We start from the raw sequence: 22292 nt of genomic DNA, 5'->3' as shown, positions 1-22292 counted from the left end.
CTTTTGATCTTGTTTTTTAAGATCAAGATCAAAAGATCGCAGCCTGCGGCAGCTCCTACAGAGGGGATCTGCGTTAACAGCCTTCACGGCTGTTTTTTTATGCCTATGCTTTTTGGCTCAACCCCGCCAAGAGGACAGGTCGATGACGGACTGGCTGCTGGATCAGGTCTTCGATTTCAATGGGCATCCGGTGCGCCACGCCGTGCGCGGTGACGGCCCGCCGCTGGTGTTCGTGCATGGCACACCATTCTCGTCTTACGTGTGGCACCGCATCGCGCCGCATTTTTTCGCCACTCACCGGGTGCATTATTTTGACCTGCTGGGTTACGGGCGCTCCGCACAACCGGATGCCGATGTTTCCCTCGGCGTGCAGAATCAACTGCTTGCGCAGTTGCTCGATCACTGGAACATCCAGCGCCCGGACGTGGTCGCCCACGACTTCGGCGGTGCCACCGCACTGCGTACGCACTTGCTCAATGGCAGGGACTACCGCAGCCTGACGCTGATCGATCCGGTGGCGCTGACGCCATGGGGTTCGCCGTTCGTGCAGCATGTGCGCCAGCATGAAGCGGCGTTCAGCGGCGTGCCGGATTACATTCAGCGCGCCATCGTCCCGACCTACATTCGCGGGGCGATTCACCGCGACATCCCCGACGCCGAACTGGCGCCCTACGTGCAACCGTGGCTCGGCGATCCGGGGCAAGCGGCGTTCTATCGGCAGATCGCGCAAATGGACGAGCGCTACACCCGCGAGGCCGAACCGCTGTACCCGAGCATCCGCTGCCCGGTGCAGATTCTCTGGGGTGAAGCGGATCAGTGGATTCCCATCGAGCGTGGCCGGGCGCTGCACAAGATGATTCCCGGTTCGCAATTTCACCCAATCGCCAAGGCTGGCCACCTGGTCCAGGAAGACGCCCCGGAAGCGATCGTCGCCGCCCTGCTGCGCTTCCTCTGAACCCACACAAATCCCCTGTAGGAGCTGCCGCAGGCTGCGATCTTTTGATCTTGTTTTTTAAATCAAGATCAAAAGATCGCAGCCTGCGGCAGCTCCTACATTGGGCTTTGGTGCTTTCAGATGCACTGTTTTCGCGCCTGACGGCGTGCCTCGTCTATACATAACCCGCGCCAATCAGCATTTGGCACGACCACTGCAACCCATCCCGCGTCCCCCTCTTCAGCAAGGAACGCCCCATGACGCAGAACGATCCCGGAAACGACTACCCGCTCAGCGAAGTGCCGATGCATGCCCGCAAAGGTCTGGCCTCAACCGCCATGGTGCTGCTGGGTTTCACCTTCTTCACCGCAACCATGTTTGCCGGCGGCAAGCTCGGTGTGGCCTTCAGTTTTGCCGAGATGATGGCGGTGATCGTCGTCGGTAACCTGCTGCTGGGGCTGTATGCGGCGGGGCTGGGTTATATCGCCTTCAAGAGCGGGCTTAATTCGGTGCTGATGGGGCGTTTCTGTTTTGGTGAAGTGGGCAGCAAGCTCAGTGACCTGATCCTCGGTTTCACCCAGATCGGCTGGTACGCCTGGGGCACTGCGACCGCCGCCGTGGTGCTCGGCAAATACTTCGATCTGGAGCAAGGCGCGGTGCTCGGTTTGATGGTGCTGTTCGGCCTGGTGTTCTGCGCCACGGCGTATGTCGGTTATCGCGGTTTGGAGATTCTGTCGTATATCGCGGTGCCGGCGATGATGTTGCTGCTGATGCTGTCGATGTGGGTCGCGACGGTAAAAGTCGGTGGCCTCGAAGGTTTGCTCAGCGTGGTGCCGACGGGTTCGCTGGACTGGTCGACCGCGATCACGCTGGTGTTCGGCACCTTCGTCAGCGGCGCGACCCAGGCCACCAACTGGACCCGTTTCTCGCGCTCGGCACGGGTTGCCATGGTGGCCAGCCTGATCGGATTTTTCATCGGCAATGGCTTGATGGTGTTGATCGGTGCCTACGGCGCGATCGTCTATCAGCAGCCCGACGTGGTTGAAGTGTTGCTGCTGCAAGGTTTCGCCATGGCCGCGATGGCCATGCTGTTGCTGAATATCTGGAGCACCCAGGACAACACCATCTACAACTTTGCCGTCGCCGGCTGCAACCTGCTGCGCACCGGCCGACGCAAAACCGTGACCCTGGCCGGCGCGGTGATCGGCACCCTGCTCGCCCTGCTGGGCATGTACGACATGCTGGTGCCGTACCTGATTCTGCTGGGCACGGTGATTCCGCCGATTGGCGGAGTGATCATGGCCGACTTTTTCTTCCGCTGGCGCGGGCGTTATCCGCGTCTGGCCGACGCACGGCTGCCGGCGTTCAACTGGCCGGGGCTGGGGGCTTACGCGGTCGGTACGCTCGCTGCGTTCCACTCGCCGTGGGTCGCGCCGCTGGTAGGGATTGCCGCCGCCGCGCTAACGTATGTCATCGTCACCGGCCTGCTCGGCGCCCGTCGCGCCAGTGCGCCACTACCAGACCTATAAGAAGGATTCGCCTGATGCACATCATCAACGCCCGACTGCGCAACCAGGAAGGTTTGCACGAATTGCACCTGGAAGACGGTCTGATCCGCAGCATCGGTCGCCAGACCGAAGCCCCGACCCTCAACCCCGGCGACCTCGACGCCGGCGGCAATCTGGTGGTGCCGCCCTTCGTCGAGCCGCACATCCACCTCGACGCCACGCTGACCGCTGGCGAGCCGCGCTGGAACATGAGCGGCACGCTGTTCGAGGGCATCGAGTGCTGGGGTGAGCGCAAAGTCACCATCACCGAAGAAGACACCAAGACCCGCGCCAAAAAGACCATCCAGGCCTTGGCCGCCCACGGCATCCAGCACGTGCGCACCCACGTCGACGTCACTGATCCGCAACTCACCGCACTCAAGGCGATGCTCGAAGTCCGCGAAGAATCCCGGCAGCTGATCGACCTGCAAATCGTCGCGTTCCCGCAGGAAGGCATCGAGTCGTACCGCAACGGTCGCGAGCTGATGGAAGAAGCAATTCGCATGGGTGCCGATGTGGTCGGCGGCATTCCGCATTTCGAGTACACCCGTGATCAGGGCGTCAGTTCGGTGAAGTTTCTGATGGATCTGGCCGAGCGCACCGGCTGCCTGGTTGACGTGCACTGCGACGAGACCGACGACCCGCACTCGCGCTTTCTTGAGGTGCTCGCCGAAGAGGCGCGCAGCCGCGACATGGGTGCGCGGGTCACCGCCAGCCACACCACGGCAATGGGTTCTTACGACAACGCTTACTGCGCCAAACTGTTCCGCCTGCTCGGGCATTCCGGGATCAGTTTCGTCTCGTGCCCGACCGAAAGCATTCACCTGCAGGGACGTTTCGACAACTTCCCGAAACGCCGTGGCGTGACCCGCGTGAATGAATTGCTTGAAGCCGGGATGAACGTTTGTTTTGGCCAGGATTCGATCGTCGATCCGTGGTATCCGCTGGGCAACGGCAACATCCTGCGCGTGCTCGAAGCCGGGTTGCACATCTGCCACATGCTCGGTTATCGCAACCTGCAGAACGCGCTGGACCTTGTCACCGACAACAGCGCCAAGGCCATGCACCTGGGTGAGCGTTATGGTCTGGAACAGGGGCGTCCGGCGAACTTGCTGATTCTGTCGGCGGACAGCGATTACGAGGTTATTCGCAGCCAGGGCCTGCCGCTGTATTCGATTCGTGGCGGCAAGGTGTTGATGCAGCGCACGATGCCTTTGGTGGAGTTCGTCTAAGGTAATCAGATCGGCGTCGCGGTGACGTCGATTTCCCCCACCTCGATGGACGCTTTTTCATGCTGAAGTTCGTGCGTAGTTGATCAACCGCCATCCTCATTGGCTTGAGGATTTCTCCATGAACCACAAACCTTCGCCCATGGCCACGCTGTACCACGAAGGCCGTCATATCTTTACCGAACTTGTACCCGATGGCGGCGCTCGTCTCGATGCGCTGTTTCACACCGTGCCCGCGTTGGGCGAGTTGGCGGTCGGTGTGGTTTACGGGCATTTGCATGCGCGCCCCGGCCTCGACCCGCGTTTGCGTGAAGCAGTATCGTTTGCCGCCATCGTCGCCTCGGGGATGGTCGGTCCGCCGCTGAGTGTGCACCTCAAGACGGGACTGGCCTCGGGGCTGGCGCCCGGTGAAATGACCGAAGTGTTATTGCAGGCCTCGGCATTTGCCGGTTTTCCTCGGGCGGTCAGCGCAGCGGAGCAACTCAACCGGCTGTTCGACGAAGCCGGCCTGACCTCACCGCCCCCACCGACACCCCGTGAAGTCGCACAGGCCTTCTGTGAACAAGTGCGCGCCGGGCATGCACCGATTCCTGTGAGTGGCGCGGTAAAGCGCCAGTTGAAACATGCGCAAAGGCTGGCGCTACTGGCTAGGTCGGCGCACACGGTAATTGCTGAATGTTTCGAGGATGAGCTTTCGCCAAGTGCACTGCTCTGGCTGGCGGTGCAGGGTGATCAAGTGGTGTCGGTGACGCTGTTCAAGGCTCATTGACAGGGTCGCTCTGCGGGCCTCATCGCTGGCAAGCCAGGCTCCCACAGGGTTTTGTGGGGAAACATTATTCGTGTCCACCTGAATCCAATGTGGGCGCCTGGCTTGCCAGCGATGACGATTCAGAACTCAGCCCATCGACCGCGCCGCACCGAACAAGCTGACCCGCACCAACTCTCCGTCGATTTCTTCGAGCAAAATCGGCGCGGTGCCGCCGGGCATGACGACGTGCACCCCCCCACTCGCCACCCAACCCACCGCCCATGCGGCACACGCCACCGCGCTGGCGCTGGTGCCGGAGGACGCCGTCGGCCCTTCGCCACGCTCGAATACTCGGGCAACGATGTGCTGCGCTGACTCAAGCGCGGCCCATTGCAGATTGACGCCCGCCGGGCATGGCAATCCGGCGCCCGTCGGCATGGCATAGGCGATCCGGGTCAGGCCTTCAGCCCAGGGCGATTCGCGCATTTGTGAGTTGCTCGGCAGCTCGGCGACGTCGCTCAACAACGTCACACAATGCGGGTTGCCGATGCGCACAAACTGGCTGTGCTGCCAAGCGGGATCGAGCTGCGCCAAGGGTGTTACGTGGCTCACCTCATGATCATTGAACTCGCGGCTTTCAACATCTTGAGCGGCCACCGCTGAAGGCCCGAAACCCGGTTGACCGAGGTCGAGCCAGAAGCCGTTGACGCCTTCGACTGCGGCTGGTTTCACCGAAGTTTCCACGACGTCACCCTTGTCGTGATGCACCCTCAGCAATGCGCCTTGCGCCGGCATCAGCCCCTGCTCCAGCAACGACTGGGAAAAAATCGTCAGGCCATTGCCGCTGCGTTCGGCCAAGGTGCCGTCGGTGTTGACGATGAGCACATCGAACGGCGGCGCTGCCTGGAACGGGCCGATCAACAGGCCGTCGCTGCGGTGGGATTTGCTCCCCGCCGGACGCTGGCCCTCGGGCCAGTCGCAGCACAGCGCGATGACTGCGTGGCTCCATGCCGGTCTCGACACAGCACACCGCGCGGCATCGTTCGGCAGATCGATCCCCGCCTCGCGAAGCCTCTGCGGCGAAACCACTCCGTAAATATTGCCCCGCGCATCGTAGAACTGCGTCATCACCGGCCTCACTCACCTTGTCGAAGTCATCACTGTAAACCGCGATCCCCTGTAGGAGTGAGCCTGCTCGCGAAAGCGGTTTGTCAGCCGCCATATTCGTTGCCTGAACCACCGCAATCGCGGGCAAGCCCGCTCCCACAGGGTTCTGCACAGAACGGGCATTTGTGAACACCGGTCATCCGATGTGGGAGCGAGCTTGCTCGCGAAAGCGGCGTGTCAGTCGCCATATTCATCGCCTGAACCACCGCAATCGCGGGCAAGCCCGCTGCCACAGGTTAGGATGTCGGTTGCCCTGCCCCGAGACTTGCGATCGAACCTCGACGCGCTATCACTGTCATTCGGGGACGCGACGTTTTTTGCCAAGGATCGATATGACCAGCCTCAACCCCCAAGACACTTTCGTCCCCGGACGCCTGCAACAGATGTCCACACGCATCGCTTTTTTCATCGCCGGCCTCGGCATTGCCGCGTGGGCGCCGCTGGTGCCGTACGCCAAGGCCCGCGCCGGACTCGATGAAGGTACGCTGGGCCTTCTGCTGCTGTGCCTGGGGGTCGGTTCGATTCTGGCGATGCCGCTGGCGGGGATTCTCGCCACGCGCTTCGGCTGCCGCAAAGTCGCCACCGGCGGCACCCTGCTGATTTGCGCGGCGCTGCCATTGCTGGCGACGGTGTCGTCGATACCGGCGCTGATCGCCACGCTGTTCATGTTCGGCGCCGGGTTGGGCACGGTGGATTCGACCGTCAACCTGCAAGCGGTGATCGTCGAGCGGGCCAGCGGCAAAAATATGATGTCGGGGTTTCATGGCCTGTTCAGCCTCGGCGGGATTGTCGGCGCGGCAGGCGTCAGCGCCCTGCTCGGCCTCGGCCTGACGCCACTGGCGGCAATGCTGGTAGTGGTGGCGTTGTTGATCGGTGCGCTGTTCAAAGCGGTGCCGCACATGCTGCCGTACGGCAGTGAAAGCTCGGGACCGGCGTTCGCCATTCCCCACGGCATCGTGCTGTTCATCGGCGGGATGTGCTTCATCGTGTTCCTCACCGAAGGCGCGGCGCTGGACTGGAGCGCGGTGTTCCTTGCGCAGGAACGCGGGATCGACACGGCGTATGCGGGCTTGGGTTACGCCGCATTTGCCCTGACCATGACGGCGGGACGCTTGATGGGTGACCGGATTGTGCGCAGTGTCGGCGCCACGCGGATCATTCTGTTCGGCGGGCTGTTGGCGGCGGCCGGGCTGTTTCTGGCAACCTTCGCCCCGAGCTGGGAAGCCGCGCTGCTGGGGTATGCGCTGGTCGGCGCCGGTTGTTCGAACATTGTGCCGGTGCTGTACACGGCGGTGGGCAAGCAGACCGTGATGCCGGAAAGCATCGCGGTGCCGGCGATCACCACGCTGGGTTACGCGGGAATACTGGCGGGGCCGGCGGTGATCGGTTTTGTCGCGCATGCCAGCAGTTTGAGTTTTGCGTTCGGGTTGATGGCGGTGCTGTTGGTAGCAGTCGCCATCGGCGGGAAGGTGTTGAAAGTCTGAAGCAAAAAGATCGCAGCCTGCGGCAGCTCCTACATTGGAATGCGTTTCCTGTAGGAGCTGCCGCAGGCTGCGATCTTTTGCCTTTAAGCTTTAAAACCCGACGCTGGCCTGCACAAAGAATGTGCGCGGCGCACCGACATACATCCCCGAATTGTTGTCGCTGGAACGGGTGAAATACTGCTTGTCGAAGATGTTTTTCACCCCGGCGCCGAGCTTCAGGTTCGACACCTGCGGCCCGAAGTCATACCCGCCGCGTACGTTCCAGGTCACGTAACCCGGGATGTCACCGTACTGCCCGTCGGCCGTGCCTTCGGTGATGTAATTGCCGTTGAAGCTGCCATCGGCGTTGACCCCGGTGCCCGGCGAGCGCTGTTTCGATTGGGCGAAACCGTCGATGTTGTAGGTCCAGCGATTGACGTCGTAGCGCAAGCCCACGGTCGCCACCTGCCGCGAATAGAACGGCAGATCACGGCCCTTGAAGCCCGGAATCTCGCCTTCGTAGGTGGCGCGGGTGTAGGTGAAACCGGCGTTGGCGGTCAGACCGTCGAGACGCGGATCAAGCGCCGCCATGTCGTAGTGCACCGAGGCTTCGATGCCCTGGTGCTTGGTCGCGCCGAGGTTGGTCCAGCCGACATCGTTGCTGATGTATTGCAGTTCGTCATCGAAGTCGATGTAGAACAACGTCACTTCCCCGCCCCACACGTCATCGTTGTAGCGCGTACCGATCTCGTAGGTCTTGGCTTTTTCCGGCTCCAGGCCGTTGGCGGTCTGGTCACCCGAGCCGCCCTGGCCGAGCTGGAAATACTGCAGGCTGCCGAACGAGGTTTCGTAGTTGGCGAACAGTTTCCACGCGTCCGACAGGTGATACATCACGCTCAGCGCTGGCAGCGGTTCGTTGCTTTCGATGCTGCGGTTCTTCTCTGGCACCCTTTTGCCTGCTGTGTCGAGCACGGCGCGGTCATGCCAGTCGGTGCTGATGTGTTCGAAGCGAACGCCGGGGGTGATGGTCCAGTTGCCGACGTCGATCTTGTTGTCGACATACACCGAGTTGGCCTCGGTGCCACCGGTGCGATCCTGGAATACATGGCCGTCAGAGGTCGGTGTGACCACCGGCTGATTGTTGACCAGTGCCAGACGGCTCGACTGCTCGTGCATCGCCTCTTTCAGGTAGCGATAACCGACGCTGACTTCCTGCGTGGTCGGGCCGACGTCAAACACCCGCGACACACGCGGCTCGACACCCAGGGTGTAGTAGGAACGCGGGTACGAGCTGAGGGTTTTCTGGTCGCGGGCGGCGATGGTGCTGCCGCGAAAACTGTCGGTGTAATAAGTAAGGATTTCTGCCTGAGTGCGCTCGTCGATCTGGCGGATCCACTTGAACGACACGTCTTTGCGCCGACCGCTGAAGTTGTCGTAATCGCGCACCGAGTCGTACGGCTTGTCGTCGTACTGCTTCTGCGTCAGGCCGCCGGGCATGTCGGCGCTGGCGTCGTAGTAATGGAAGTTGAGGCTGAAATCGTCCTGATCGGTCGGCGCCCAATGGGTCTTGAGCAGCACGTCGTCAATGTCGTTACCGTTGTTGCGCTCGCGGTAACCGTTGCCGTTGACCCCGGAATACAACAGCGCTACGCCCATGCCGTTGTCGGCGGTGCCGCCGAGAAACGCCGTGTCGATGTGCTTCCAGCCGCCGTAACGGGTGGTCTCCAGCGTGGTGCCGATTTCCCCGGTGGCTTTTTCCGGGATGGCGCGGGTGACGAAGTTGATCACCCCGCCGACGTTTTGCGGGCCGTAACGCACGGAACCGGCGCCGCGTACCACGTCGATGCTGTCGAGGTTGCCCGAGGAGATCGGCGCCATCGACAGTTGTGGCTGGCCGTACGGAGCGAACGCGGCTGGCACGCCATCGATCAGCACCGTGGAGCGTGGCGACAGGCGCGAAGTCAGGCCACGCACGCCGACGTTCAGCGCAATGTCACTGCCGCCGGTGCCGTTGGAGTCCTGCACCTGCACGCCCGGCACACGCTTGAGCACGTCACTGACGTTCATCGCGCCCTGCTCGACCATGGCTTCGCGGCGGATCACCGTGCGTGCGCCCGGGTGGTTCTGCACCACCGCAGCGTCGGCGTCGCCGAGCCAGTCGCCGACCACTTTGATGTCGGTCACGCCCAGTTCCAGCGGGCCATTGCTGGCGGCAGTTGCGGCCGGAGCCAAAGTCACCGAGCCTTCGTTGATCTGATAGTCCAGGCCGCTGCCCTGGAGCAATTGGCGCAGCGCCTGCTCGGGGGAAAGGTTGCCGTCAATCGCCGGCGCCTGTTTGCCGGCGACCAGATCCGGGCTGAAAAACAATTGCAGCGAAGTTTGCTGGCCCAGTTCGCTCAGGGCCTGGCCCAGCGGCTGGGCGCGGATGTGAATGGCGTCGGCGGCATACGCCAGTGGCATGGCAGCGTTGACCGCCAGCGCCAGGGCCAGCGGCAACCAAGGTGATTTTTTGTTGTTGGCAGAGGTGTTTTTCACGTCGAACGTAGTCCTGTGGATCGCAAGAGTGCGCGTCTGTTAATGCAAACCAGTTGCAGTTGAACAGGAAGACGATGAACTCGAAAAAAACCTGAATTTTATTTTGAAATTATTTCCTGACTGCCATCGGCCAGGGTGCGAACGGCCACCGGCAGGATGCTCGGCAAGGCTTTGAGCAAGGCGTCGGTGTTGTCGGATTTGAACACGCTGGTCAGACGCAGACTGGCCACGGCCGGGTTGCTGACCGTCAGTGGCTTGTCGCGATAACGCGAAACTTCCGCCGCCACTTCGCTGAGGCTGGCGTTGTTGAACACCAGTTTGCCGCTGCGCCAGGCCGTCAGTTCGGCGGGATTGACCGCATATGCGGCGGCGACGCGACCCTCGGCATCGACATGGGTGCCGAGGCCCGCGGTCAGGTTGATGAATTGGTCGTCCGGCGCAGTGCGTCCCTGCACCTTGACCGTGCCCTGCTCCACCGCGACCCGGGTTTGCGTGACATCGCGGCGCACATCGAAACGCGTGCCGGTGACCGTGACCTTGCCGCTGCCGGCCTCGACCACGAACGGCCGCGCGGTGTCGTGCTGAACGCTGAACAGCGCCTCGCCTTCACTCAATTCGATGAGCCGCCGATCCTTCTCAAACCGCACCTGCAGACGGCTGCGGCTGTTCAGGTCGATCACCGATCCGTCCGGCAGCGCCACATGTTTGCGCTCACCCAGCGCCGTCGCGAACTCGGCGCTGTAGCCGTCCGGGTGATTCAGACCGCTGAACAGACCGAGGCCGAGCGCCACCGCCAGCACACTGGCCGCCACGGCATAACGCAGCAGCGGACGACGCTCGCGACGGGCCGGCGGGGTTTCGACGAGGGCCTTGAGGCGTGGCGCCGGCAGCAGATCGGCCGCCGTCCACAAGCCTTGCAGCAGCTGGAACTCGTCACGGTGTTGCGGATGCTGGTTCAGCCAAGTGTCGAAGCGCTGCTGTTCGTCGGCGCTGATCAGCGGTTCCTGCAGACGCACAAACCAGCGTGCCGCTTCATCGCGCACCGTTGTTTGCCCGCACGCGCAATCACGAGTATCCATCATGGAATGTCCTGTTTGGCTGGGGATTGAAAGCAGCGGCTCATGACTGCAAGCCGTCGAGACGGTCGCGCAGATGTCGCAGGGTGCGGATCATATACTTTTCGACCATGTTCCTCGACAGCCCCAGGCGTTCGGCGATTTCCGCCTGGGTCAGCCCTTCGATCTTCTGCCAGACGAAAATCTTCCGGCAGTTGAGCGGCAGTTCCTGCAGCGCCCGTTCGATGGAGTCGGCCAACTGGATCGCCTGCATGTAATGCTCCGGGTCGCCGGTGGACGACACACTGTGATCAATCGCCTGCGACTCCATGGCTTCCCGCCGATCCTCACGCCGATAACCGTCGACCGCAATATTGCGTGCGGTCTGGTGCAAATACGCCCGTGGCTGCTGCACCGCTGCCGAATCGGATTCGAGCACCCGCACAAAGGTGTCGTGCGCCAGATCCTCGGCCTGCGCACGATTGCGCAGACGCCGGGTCCAGGTGCCGATCAACTCTTCGTAATGCTCGAAAAAGCCGGGTCTGCGGGGCAGCATGGGGTTCATGACAGCGTGCTGGGGGAAAGAGGCGTGAATAGTAATGCTTCCTATTAAGCCCGGCAATTCATTCCTTGGAAACGCTCGATTCAAGGGTAATCGTCAGTAAAACCGCGCCTTCTCCCCCCTATTGTGTAAAATGCCGCCCGGGTGCCACCGCAACAACGCGGCAGGGCAGGTTTAATTCAGCGCAGGTCGGGCCGCCGCGCGGAGTTGCTGTGCCTATGAGCCACGATCCGTCACGCCTGCAGGCTGCCCGCCAGGAGTCGCCTTCTGCCCTGGCCTTTCTCTCGCGATTTTTCGCCGCCGAGTCCGCCGGTGGCCTGATTCTGATGGCCGCTGCCCTGGCCGCGCTGCTGGTCGCCAACTCGCCGTGGGCGGCCACGTACTTCTCGACCTTGCACATCAAAGTCGCCGGCCTGTCGATCGAGCATTGGGTGAATGATGGCCTGATGGCGATCTTCTTCATGCTGGTGGGCCTGGAGATCAAGCGCGAAATGCTCGCCGGTCAGTTGTCGACCTGGGGTCAGCGCGCCCTGCCGGGCTTCGCCGCGCTGGGCGGGATGCTGGTCCCGGCGCTGATCTACGTCGCGATCAACTGGGGCAATCCGCAGACCCTCAGCGGTTGGGCGATTCCCGCCGCCACCGACATTGCTTTTGCCTTGGGCGTGCTGTCGCTGCTGGGCAAACGGGTGCCCGTGTCGCTGAAAATCTTTCTCTCGGCGCTGGCCATCCTTGATGATCTGGGGGCGGTGGTGATCATCGCGATTTTCTACACCAGCGGCCTGTCGGTGAGCATGCTGCTGGCGTCGCTGGCCGTGATTGCACTGCTGGTGATCCTCAACCGCTGCGGTGTCAGAAAGCTTTGGCCGTACCTGTTCGCCGGCGCCTTCCTGTGGTTCTTCATGCTGCAATCGGGGATTCACGCGACCCTCGCCGGGGTGATTCTGGCCCTGTGCATTCCGCTGGGTAACCCGGAAGACGAGCACAATTCGCCACTGCTGTACCTCGAAGAAAAAATGCATCCGTGGGTGGCGTTCGCCGTGGTGCCGATTTTCGGCTTCGCCAATGCGGGCGTGTCGCTGACCGGCATTTCTCCGAGCAACCTGCTTGAGCCGGTACCGCTGGGCGTGGCGCTCGGGCTGTTGTTCGGCAAGCAGATCGGCATCCTCGGCCTCGGTGCCCTGGCGATTCGCAGCGGCCTGGCGCAACTGCCGCAAGGCGCGAGCTGGCTGCAACTGTACGGCGTCGCCCTGCTCTGCGGGATCGGCTTCACCATGAGCCTGTTCATTGGCGCACTGGCCTTCCCGGACGCGCCGCATCTGGTCGATTCGGTGAAGGTCGGCGTGTTGCTGGGTTCGATCCTGTCGGCGCTGCTGGCGGTGTTCGTGCTGATGAGTGCGGGTAAGGCGAAGGCTTCGAACTGACCTCAAGGTCTCATCGAAATAAAAAACAATGTGGGAGCGAGCCTGCTCGCGAAAGCGCTGGTTCAATCAACAGCTTCGCTGACTGAACTGACGCTATCGCGAGCAGGCTCACTCCCACAGTTTTTATAGCGGTGCTGCTCAGCCTTTTTCGTCGATCCCGGCCTGCAGAGTCTGGCTGTCCAGATTGCCGCTCAGGGTCACCGGACCGACTTTCAGATTGCCGTTATCGAACGACACCTTGGGTGCGTTCTCATCGGTTTTCTGCGGCAGGTCCAGTCCGGCTTTCACCCCATATTCACGGTTGACCAGATCGCTGCCAACGACCTTCGAAGCGCCCAGATCGACCTTGCCGTCCGTCGATGAAATCCGCGCGCCGGTCAGCTGCGTACCACCACCAACGTTCAACTTCACACCCTGATTGCCACTGATGCCGGACGCCTGCACCACGCTGTCCTTGTGCGCGTATTCGCCCTGCGCTTTCAGCGTTGGTTTGTAGTCAGTGCCGGCGAGTTTTTCCTTGTCGCTCGGTGGGTTTTTCTTCGCCGTCAGGCCCAGATCAACATCGACCTTGGCTTGGGTCGTCGAGTCCTGGCGGCTTTCGACGGTTAGATCTCCGGCGACCTTGCCGCTGACAGTGTTCGCATCGATCCGCGCGCCCGACAGCCGTGCATCGCCTGCGCTGTTGAGCACCACGCTGTCTGCCTTGATCTGGCTGTTCTGCTGGGTGGCGCCTTGCAGGTAATCGACGCCGACCTTGGCCCCGGCGTTGAAGCCGTGGTCACTGCTGGCCTTTTCATCGGCTGCGGCCGGGGTCTTGCTGCTCAGGTTGCCGCCGGCATTCAGCGCGACGTTCCAGTTGTTGCGGCTCTCGGTGGACTGCGCCGATTCCTGAACCAAACCGCCCTTCTGCGCATCGATGCTGACGTTCGGCGCGCTGACTTGCGTGCCTTGCAGGTGCACCGCGTCACCGCTCAAGGCGACGTTGCTCTGGCTGTTGAGCTGGCCACCGGTCAGGGTTTGCGAGTTTTCGTTGACCCGACCAATGTTGAAGTTACCGCTCAGATTACCGCCCTGATCGCGACTCTTCTCGCTGCTGGATTTGCTGCCGCCACCCTTCAAACCGCCGCCGAGATTGCTGCCAGTCGCGGTGTGGGTATCAACGGCCGCTTGCAGATCAAGCTTGCCGTCAGCGTGCAGATCGATAGCGCCGGCGCTGTCGATCTGCGTGCCTTGCTGAACCTGATTGCCGCCGCTGCTCAGTTGCACCGGGCCGTTGCCGCTGACGCTCGCCACATGGGCCTGAGTGTCAGTGGTCTGCTTGCCGGTGTGGTCTAGCTGGAAGCCAGCGCCGAGGTTGACGTTGGTGCCGTCGGTGCCCGGCAAGGTGCCGACCGTCAGCGAGCCGTTGCCGCGCAGGCTGGAGTCGCTGCTGCTTTGGCGGTCATTGGCCTGGTTCAGCGCCAGATCGCCGCCAGTCTTGATGCTCACACCGCCCTGCCCGCCGTCGAAACGGCTGCCGGCGAATTGCGCGTCACCGCCCACCTTGATGTTCACGCCTTGGCTGCCGGCAAAACCGCCGACCACTGCGGTGCTGCTGTCCTTGCTGCTGTAGCTGTTGCCACCCGCACCATTGCCTGCGACGTTCACGTCTTCGCCGGTCTTGGTGTAGACGCGCACGTCGACCTTGGCATCGACTGAGTTATCGCTGCTGCTGTGAGTGTTGCTCGCGGCATCGGCAACCATTTTGTCAGCGCTGATGTTGACCTTGCCGTTGCTCGCGCTGTACTGAGTGCCCTGGTCGTGCAGGGTGCCGGCGGTTTTCACCTCGACACTGCCGCCGTCGAAACGGCTGACCACGGCGGTGCTGTTGTGCTCGGTCTTGTCGGCGCTGGCGTGACCGATCGCCACGTCGAGGCCGACGTTCGGCTGGCCGAGATTGCTCAGGGCTTCCTTGTCCGGCACTTTGGCGTTGAGCACATCTTTGACCGCACCGGCAATCGGGCGGGCGATGTCCTTGTATTCGACGTTGGCGCCAATGTCCGCCGACCAGTTGCTCTGGTTGTGCGTACTGCTTTCGGTGTTGCTGGCGGCGCGGTTGTCGACCTCGTTGGCGGCGACGTTCAGGCCGTTGCCAGCCTTGACCTGCGCGCCTTCGGTCAGCAGCTTGTCGGCGTTGATGTTCAGGCTGCCGCTGCTTTGCACGTGGGTGGTTTGCGCGGTGGTTTTGCTGCTGCTGTCTTGCGTGGTGCTGTGGGCAAAATCGACGCCACTGCCAGCGCGGTCGAGGCCGCCGGTGTAGTAGAAACCGCCGCCGGTGCTGGAGGTGTCGGTCGAGGTTTTGTGGCTGTCCTGTTCGGCCAGCAACGACACATTCTTGCCGCCCAGCGTGGTATCGCCAGCAGTGGATTTGACTTCACCGCCCTTGATCGTCAGATCGCCGCCGGCCTTCACCTGCACGCTGCCGCCGCTGAGGCTCGAACCTTGCTGATTGACGTCGTTGCGCGTGACGGTCTGCTGCTTGTCTTCGTAGTGCACCCCGGCGCGGTATTGCTCCGGCGTTTGCTCTTTGGCGTAGGCATCGAAGCCACGGGTCTCGGTGGTCGAGCTGCTGTCGTGGCTGTTGTGCGTGGAATGCACGTTCACATCACCCGCTGCGTCCGCCGTCAGCGCGCCGCCAGCCTTGACCGTGGAGCCGGCCACTTCGATGTCCTTGGCGCTATTGAGCTTGAGGTTGCTGTCGGAAACCAGCTCGCTGCGCACCGTGGTGCTGTCCCTGGAGTTCTGCCGCGACTCGTCCTTGGTGATGCCGAAGAACTTGCTGTCCTTGTCGTGGTTGTTGCTGTGCGAAGTGTCCTGCACACCGTCGATCACCAGCGAACCCTGATCGCTGATCACGCTGGCCTCGGTGCCGCCACGCACCTGGCTGCCGCTGATGCGCACGTCGTCAGCCTTGACGATCAGTTTGCCGGCCGCGTTGATTTTGCTGCCCTGATGCCGGGTCTGGCCCTTGTCGGCATCACCGGTCTTGCCGAAGAATCCGCCGCCAACCAGGTCGCCGGAGTAACTGTTGTTATTGCTGCGACTGGTGCGGGTGGCCGTGGTGACGTCCACTTGCTTGCCCGCCAGTTTCACATCGCCGGCGCTGTTCAGTTCGGCACCTTCGGCACGCAGCAGCGCGGCGGTCTGCAGCGCGATATTGCCGCCCTTCAACTGGCTGCCGATGCTGCGCTGCTCTTCGCTGCTGTTGTTCCAGTCAGCCTTCCACAGATGCTTGCGATGGTTGCCCTGATCGGTCTGGGTGTGACTTTCGGTAGCTGCGGTCAGGCGCAGATCGCCGCCGCTCTGCACATCGAGGTTTTTTGCCGCTTCAACCTTGGCGGCTTTGAGTTCGGTGTCTTTGCCGGAGAACAATTTGGCGTCACGGCTGGCGACGATCTGGCTGCCGTGCTGGCGAGTTTCACTGTCGGTCTGGGTGCGGTCGTAGGTTTCCCAAGTGATGCCGATGGTGCTGTTGCTCCAGTTTTCGCGCTGTTCCTGGAGCTTGCGGCTTTCGACGGTGCTCAAGGTCAGGTTGCGCTTGGCATTGACGTTGACGTCGCGAGCACTGACATCGGTAGCGGCCAGCGTCAGGTCGTTGCCGCTGTGCAGGCCGACATTGCCCTGACTGCTGCGAATGCCGGCACGGGTCACTTCGAGGCTGTTGGGGCTGGCTTCACCGCTGACACTCAAGTCGCCAGCCGAACGGATCTGCACGCCGTCACGCCCGGCCACTTGCACCGCACCTACACGCACGCCCGCGCCTTCGGCGGTGCTGACGATGTTGATGCGCCCGGCCTGCATCGCGCCGAACAGGCTGGCGTCGATGCGTTGATCCTGGGTGTTGCCCGCCGGATCCACGGCTTTGACCTGACCGCTGGCGTAATCGACCTGATTGCGCCCGACGGTGAGGTTCAGTTGATCGCGGGCATCGATGCGGCCCTGGCTGTCGATACGCGGGGCGATCAAGTTGACCGAACCCTCGGCATTACGCAGGCCGCCACTCTGAATCTGCAACTGACCGCTGGCGTCGCGGGTGTTCAAGGCTTGCAGTTTGCCGTCGTTCAACTCCGGACGACCGACCAGCAGACTGGCGTTCGGCGTGTTGATGAAGCTGCCGCCGTTCACCGAGATGCCGTTGGGGTTGGCCAGCACATAATCGGCCGCGCGGCCGAAGATTTCCTGGGCGCCGTTGATCGCCGAAGGGTTGCGGCTGATCACCTCGTTGAGGATCACGCTCGCCGCCTGGCCCTGCAGTTGCGGGTTGGCCGCCAGCTGCCCGGCGAGCTGCGATTGCCCGGCCTGCAAGGCGTTGTTCAGCACCAGGCCCTGACGGTCGACGTTATAGTCGAGGAACTGGTTGTGCGACAGGCCGGAGCCGTTGGGCGCGACGATATTGACGATGGGCACGCCGCCCTGGGTCTGCAATTGCGCGGTGCCGCTGGGGCCAGGCGCGACCACCACACCGCCGGCGAGGGCGCTGGGCAGGTGCACGGCGAAGAACAGGCTGGCGATCGCCCAGCGCAATTTGCCCCGAGGAGAAAGATGGAATGCAAAGGTATGTGCTGGCATAAAAACGTCTCCATGTAAGTACGGCATCACGGCGCGCGATTTAGTCTTGGCCGTGGCTGTCGCGCTCAGATCCGACGGCTGTTGGTTCACTGCTTGATGAGTCTCGGTGGTGCTCATATCTGCAACCCCACGCGCATCAGCCAGGTCTCTGGCTCGTGCTGCAAACCGTTGGGGGTGTTGAGGGCGCGTTGGTAATCGACATCCACTTGCAGATTCTTCCAGCCCAGATTCAGCCCGACGCTGGCACCGCTCAGGCGTTGGCCCGGGGCACCCTGATCGGCCTTGAGCCAGCCGTTGTCCAGGCCCACACGCGGGGTGATCTGCAGCGGCCAATCGCTGCGCAGTGGCAGGCGCAAGGTGTTACGCCAGATCGCGCCGCTGGCACCGGATGCGCTGCTGACCCGATAACCGCGCACCGCCGAATCGTCGGTGCCGAGCAACTGTTCGATGGCCGGCAACGGGTCGGGGCTGTATTGCAGATTGAGCTGGCTCTGCCACTGCCACGCTTGCGCGCCGAACTGGCCATTGCGCCATTGGCTGATGCCCGCGCGGTACTTGCGAAACTGGGCTTTGGGCAGGTTGCTGACCGCGTGATTGGCGTCGTCATCGGCACCCAGCCAGCGCAAGCCTTTTGAGTAGGTGAAGTCGAGGTTCCACACCGCACGGTCGAGCCAGAACAGATTGAGCCCGGCTTCGGCCACAGTCAGGGTCGGGCTTTGAATGCCCAGGCGAACATTTTCCAGATAGCTGTCGACGTCTTTGTGCGCCAATTGCAGATTGGCGCTGAGCTGGCGGCTCTGGTCGCGCCACAACACGCGGTCGGCGCGCAGGCTCAGTTGATCGGTGATGCCGGTGCTGTACAAGGTCGCGCTAGGCAGTTTGAACGGCGCGCGATATTCGGCGTGGCTGGCGAACGCGCTGTAGGTCCAGTAGCCGTAGGGGATCGCGTAATACAGGCTGGCGTTGCGACTGTAGCGATCGCCCTGATTCAACGTATCGCTGGCGCTGAGGCTCAACAGATCGTTGAGTTGCAGCGGGCTGTCGAAGCTCAGGCTGACGGTATTGCGATCCCGCCCGGTGCTGGCGCTGCCGAGGTTGTCCATGCCCAGGCCCAACGCCCAGCGCGACTGCCCGGCCGTGCGCGAGCGCAGGATGATTCGCGACGCGCCGGGCTGGCTGCCGGGGGCGATGTCGGCGGTCAGGTCGATCGAGCGCAAGCGGTTCAATTGATCAAGGCCCTGCTCCAGATCGCGCAGGTTCAGTGGCTGGCCGAGCATGTGCGGGAATGCGCCGCCCAGCGAAACGGGCAGGCTCTGATCGGCCAGTTCGATGGACTCGATGTAGCCCTCGTCGATCATGATGTCCAGCGACTGCCCCGCCGCTGGCGCGCTCAACAGGTACGGGCGGCTGGCGATGTAGCCCTGCTCGACGTAGATCGCGGTGATGGTCGCCAGCAGATGGTTGATCTGGCCGACGCCCATGCACGGCGCCAGCAGCGGGTTGATCCGGGCGTTGAGCTTGGCGCTGTCGATCAGCGTGACGCCGCCGATACGCGTGCCGCTTAGCGGCCAGCAGCGTTCATCGGGGGTGACGGTTTGCGGGAGAGCTGGTGTGGCGGGCGCAGGACCGAACGCACCGCGCTCCAGTTGGCGCTTGCGTTGTTCCATCTGCAGTTGTTGCAGATCGCGCTGTTGCTGTTGCTGCTGGCGCAGCACTTCCTGGCCCGGCGCAACAGGATCAGCCGCTTGAATCGAGGAGGCACACACACTCAACACAAAGGCCGACAACAGCGGGCAAAGCGTGGAACGACGACGGAAAACAGCGCAAAGCGAATACGGCACGCAACATCCTTGCAATCATAAAGTAGCGTAATGCCACCTCATCAATGCGAGTGATAGTCAGAGCCTTCCTACACAAATGCAAGACGCTTCCTACAACGCTTACATTTCTTAAACATTTGATTTTACTGCGTTCAACGTCACCGCCTCAGGGGTTCCCCGAGGGCTTTCATCGAGTTCTCGAAGATTTGCCCCCGTATTACGGGCACTGTCGTTTGTCGAAACCGCTCCAAACCCCGAGGCCGGGTAAGCAACTGACGATCGGCACAAAAACATAATTGCCACAAAATATTACTTGCGTCATATTACGGCCGTAATAACAGCCCGTTTCCGCAGGTATTACGCCATGACCAGCATGCACCCCCTCGAGCCCGACCTGTCTGCCCCGGTCACCCCCGCCAAGCCACCACTGCGCAAACGCCTGCTGCTGACCGGCGCCGGCCTGATCGCGCTGGTGGTGGTCGGCATGTATGCCGCGCACTGGTGGGGCACCGGGCGTTTTCTGGAAGAGACCGACGATGCCTACATCGGTGGCGACGTCACGGTGATCGGGCCGAAGGTCGCCGGGTACATCGAAGAAGTGCTGGTCAGCGACAACCAATCGGTCAAGGCCGGCGACGTGCTGATCCGCCTCGACGCGCGCGACTATCGTGCCAATCTCGCCAAAGCCGAAGGCGCGGTTGCCGCCGAGGAGGCGCTGCTGGCCAACCTCGACGCCACCGAGCAATTGCAGCAAGCGGTGATCGGCCAGGCCCGCGCCGGCATCGATGCTGCCGGTGCTGAAACCGCCCGCTCGCGGGATGACAACACGCGCTACAAACGTCTGGTGAGCACCAATGCCGTGTCGGTGGAAAGTGCCCAACGCGCCGACGCCACCTTCAAGACCGCCCAGGCCCTGAGCGCCCGCGCCCAGGCCGAATTGCTCGCCGCCCAGCGCCAACTGGCGGTGATCGACACCCAGAAACAACAGGCCCGCGCTGCCCTGCAACAAGCCCGCGCCGAGCGTGATCTGGCGCAACTGAACCTCGGCTACACCGAACTGCGCGCACCGGTCGACGGCTTGATCGGCAACCGCCGCGCGCGGGTCGGCGCCTATGCCCAGGCCGGGTCGCAACAGTTGTCGGTGGTACCGGCCAGCGGTCTGTGGGTGGATGCCAATTTCAAGGAAGACCAACTGGCGCGGATGAAACCCGGGCAACGGGTGAGCATCCATGCCGACGTGCTCTCCGGCCAGGAATTCCATGGCCGCCTCGACAGCCTCGCCCCGGCCACCGGCTCGCAATTCAGTGTGCTGCCGCCAGAGAACGCTACTGGCAACTTCACCAAAATCGTCCAGCGGGTGCCGGTGCGAATCTTGCTCGATCCGGCCGACGGCGTGCTCGGGCATCTGCGGCCGGGGCTGTCGGTCACTGCTGAAGTCGACACCCGCGCGCCCGCTGAAACCAGCGCCGTGGCCGTCGCGCCATGAGCACCGCCATCACCGCCCCGGCGCAACCGTTCAACGCCGCCGACATGGCCACCGCGACCAAAGTGTTCGCCTTCGCCACGATGTGCATCGGCATGTTCATTGCGCTGCTGGACATCCAGATCGTCTCGGCGTCGTTGCGTGACATCGGCGGTGGGCTCTCGGCCGGCACCGACGAAACCGCGTGGGTGCAGACCAGTTATCTGATCGCCGAAATCATCGTGATCCCGTTGTCGGGCTGGCTGTCGCGGGTGTTCTCCACGCGCTGGCTGTTCTGCGCTTCGGCGATCGGCTTCACCCTGGCCAGTCTGCTTTGCGGCGTGACCTGGAACATCCAGAGCATGATCGCCTTTCGGGCGCTGCAAGGCTTTCTCGGCGGCTCGATGATCCCGCTGGTGTTCACCACCGCGTTCTTTTTCTTCAGCGGCAAACAGCGGGTGATTGCCGCAGCGACCATCGGAGCAGTGGCATCACTGGCGCCGACCCTGGGTCCGGTGATCGGCGGCTGGATTACTGACATTTCCTCGTGGCACTGGTTGTTCTACATCAACCTGGTGCCGGGGATTTTCGTCGCGGTGGCCGTGCCGATGCTGGTGAAGATCGACCAGCCGGAACTGGCGCTGCTCAAAGGCGCGGACTACCTGAGCATGGTGTTTCTCGCGCTGTTTCTCGGCTGCCTGGAATACACCCTCGAAGAAGGCCCACGCTGGAACTGGTTCAGCGATCAAACGATTCTGACCACGGCGTGGATCAGCGGTCTGGCGGGCCTGGCCTTCATCGGGCGCACCTTGAACGTGGCCAACCCGATCGTCGATCTGCGCGCGCTCAAGGATCGCAACTTTGCCCTGGGCTGTTTCTTTTCCTTTGTCACCGGGATCGGCCTGTTCGCAACGATTTACCTGACCCCGCTGTTCCTCGGACGGGTGCGTGGCTACAGCGCGCTGGACATTGGTCTGGCGGTTTTTTCCACCGGGGTGTTCCAGATCATGGCGATTCCGCTGTACGCCTTTCTCGCCAATCGCATGGATTTGCGCTGGATCATGATGATCGGCCTGGGCCTGTTTGCCGTGTCGATGTGGGAATTCAGTCCGATCACCCACGACTGGGGCGCCGGTCAATTGATGCTGCCGCAAGCGTTGCGCGGGATCGCTCAGCAACTGGCGGTGCCGCCGGCGGTGACGCTGACCTTGGGCGGCTTGGCACCGGCACGCTTGAAGCACGCTTCGGGGCTGTTCAACCTGATGCGCAATCTGGGTGGGGCGATCGGGATTGCCGGGTGCGCGACCATTCTCAATGACCGCACCAACCTGCACTTCACCCGCCTGGCCGAGCATTTGAACAGCAGCAACGAGGCGCTGAATCAGTGGCTGTCGCAGGTCGGTGGCAACCTGGCGACGCTGGGTCAGAGCGGTGATGTCGGCGTCACCGCCGGCCTGCGTCAGCTGTGGCTGCTGACCTACCGCGAGGCGCAGACCCAGACCTACGGCGACACCTTTTTGATGATCATGTTGTGCTTCATCATCGCCACGGCGATGGTGCCCTTGATGCGCAAGGTGCAACCACCGCCCGCGCCGAGTGCGGATGCGCATTGATCCAGACTTCCGAAACAACCGGCCCCTGTAGGAGCTGCCGCAGGCTGCGATCTTTTGATCTTGTTTTTAAAAATCAAAGTCAAAAGATCGCAGCCTTCGGCAGCTCCTACAGGGTTATGTGTTGCGGC

Annotated in this window: 14 protein-coding genes; 8 read left to right on the top strand and 6 right to left on the bottom strand. The window is 62.5% G+C overall.

Annotation, left to right across the window (positions count from 1 at the left end):
• Positions 1-142: 142 nt before the first annotated feature.
• The 4 genes from LOY52_RS09810 to LOY52_RS09795 all read left to right on the top strand — a co-directional run bounded on the left by LOY52_RS09810 (position 143) and on the right by LOY52_RS09795 (position 4479).
• Complete coding sequence (locus LOY52_RS09810) at positions 143-955, top strand: alpha/beta fold hydrolase (RefSeq protein WP_258679276.1); 813 nt, start codon at positions 143-145, stop codon at positions 953-955.
• Between the two features lie 236 nt (positions 956-1191).
• A complete protein-coding gene (gene codB, locus LOY52_RS09805; RefSeq protein WP_258679275.1) occupies positions 1192-2463 on the top strand; it encodes a cytosine permease in 1272 nt (423 codons plus the stop codon).
• A gap of 14 nt (positions 2464-2477) precedes the next feature.
• Entirely contained in the window at positions 2478-3713 is a 1236-nt protein-coding gene (gene codA / locus LOY52_RS09800; protein WP_258679273.1) for a cytosine deaminase, read from the top strand.
• Positions 3714-3831: 118 nt separating this feature from the next.
• On the top strand, positions 3832-4479 hold the full coding sequence (locus tag LOY52_RS09795) for a carboxymuconolactone decarboxylase family protein (protein WP_258679272.1): 648 nt from the start codon (positions 3832-3834) through the stop codon (positions 4477-4479).
• A 126-nt stretch (positions 4480-4605) separates the two neighbouring features.
• Here the strand turns inward: LOY52_RS09795 and LOY52_RS09790 are convergent, their stop codons facing one another.
• Complete coding sequence (locus tag LOY52_RS09790; RefSeq protein ID WP_258679271.1) at positions 4606-5586, bottom strand: diaminopimelate epimerase; 981 nt, start codon at positions 5584-5586, stop codon at positions 4606-4608.
• 371 nt (positions 5587-5957) lie between these two features.
• Here LOY52_RS09790 and LOY52_RS09785 point away from each other — a divergent pair, with 371 nt between their 5' ends.
• The gene (locus LOY52_RS09785; protein WP_258679270.1) at positions 5958-7109 is read left to right on the top strand and encodes an MFS transporter; all 1152 of its coding nucleotides are present in this window, start codon (positions 5958-5960) and stop codon (positions 7107-7109) included.
• A gap of 90 nt (positions 7110-7199) precedes the next feature.
• Here LOY52_RS09785 and LOY52_RS09780 read toward each other — a convergent pair whose 3' ends face one another.
• The 3 genes from LOY52_RS09780 to LOY52_RS09770 form a co-directional block, all read right to left on the bottom strand.
• Positions 7200-9623 (bottom strand): TonB-dependent receptor, encoded by a 2424-nt coding sequence (locus LOY52_RS09780; RefSeq protein ID WP_258679269.1) that lies wholly within the window; start codon positions 9621-9623, stop codon positions 7200-7202.
• 98 nt (positions 9624-9721) lie between these two features.
• Entirely contained in the window at positions 9722-10705 is a 984-nt protein-coding gene (locus LOY52_RS09775) for a FecR family protein (protein ID WP_258679268.1), read from the bottom strand.
• A 37-nt stretch (positions 10706-10742) separates the two neighbouring features.
• Positions 10743-11243 (bottom strand): sigma-70 family RNA polymerase sigma factor, encoded by a 501-nt coding sequence (locus LOY52_RS09770; RefSeq protein WP_258679267.1) that lies wholly within the window; start codon positions 11241-11243, stop codon positions 10743-10745.
• Between the two features lie 215 nt (positions 11244-11458).
• Between LOY52_RS09770 and nhaA the strand changes: the two genes are divergently transcribed.
• Complete coding sequence (gene nhaA, locus LOY52_RS09765) at positions 11459-12661, top strand: Na+/H+ antiporter NhaA (protein WP_258679266.1); 1203 nt, start codon at positions 11459-11461, stop codon at positions 12659-12661.
• Positions 12662-12799: 138 nt separating this feature from the next.
• Here the strand turns inward: nhaA and LOY52_RS09760 are convergent, their stop codons facing one another.
• Both LOY52_RS09760 and LOY52_RS09755 read right to left on the bottom strand, forming a co-directional pair.
• Entirely contained in the window at positions 12800-17269 is a 4470-nt protein-coding gene (locus LOY52_RS09760; RefSeq protein WP_258679265.1) for a hemagglutinin repeat-containing protein, read from the bottom strand.
• Between the two features lie 113 nt (positions 17270-17382).
• The gene (locus tag LOY52_RS09755) at positions 17383-19110 is read right to left on the bottom strand and encodes a ShlB/FhaC/HecB family hemolysin secretion/activation protein (RefSeq protein WP_258679264.1); all 1728 of its coding nucleotides are present in this window, start codon (positions 19108-19110) and stop codon (positions 17383-17385) included.
• 343 nt (positions 19111-19453) lie between these two features.
• Here LOY52_RS09755 and LOY52_RS09750 point away from each other — a divergent pair, with 343 nt between their 5' ends.
• A complete protein-coding gene (locus tag LOY52_RS09750) occupies positions 19454-20575 on the top strand; it encodes an HlyD family secretion protein (protein WP_258679263.1) in 1122 nt (373 codons plus the stop codon).
• Complete coding sequence (locus LOY52_RS09745; protein ID WP_258679262.1) at positions 20572-22164, top strand: DHA2 family efflux MFS transporter permease subunit; 1593 nt, start codon at positions 20572-20574, stop codon at positions 22162-22164. Before LOY52_RS09750 ends, LOY52_RS09745 begins: the two co-directional genes overlap by 4 nt.
• Positions 22165-22292: the final 128 nt, after the last annotated feature.

The sequence above is a fragment of the Pseudomonas sp. B21-051 genome (assembly GCF_024748795.1).
GTDB classification, from domain to species: domain Bacteria; phylum Pseudomonadota; class Gammaproteobacteria; order Pseudomonadales; family Pseudomonadaceae; genus Aquipseudomonas; species Aquipseudomonas putida_A.
This window is presented reverse-complemented; position numbering and strand designations above follow the sequence as displayed.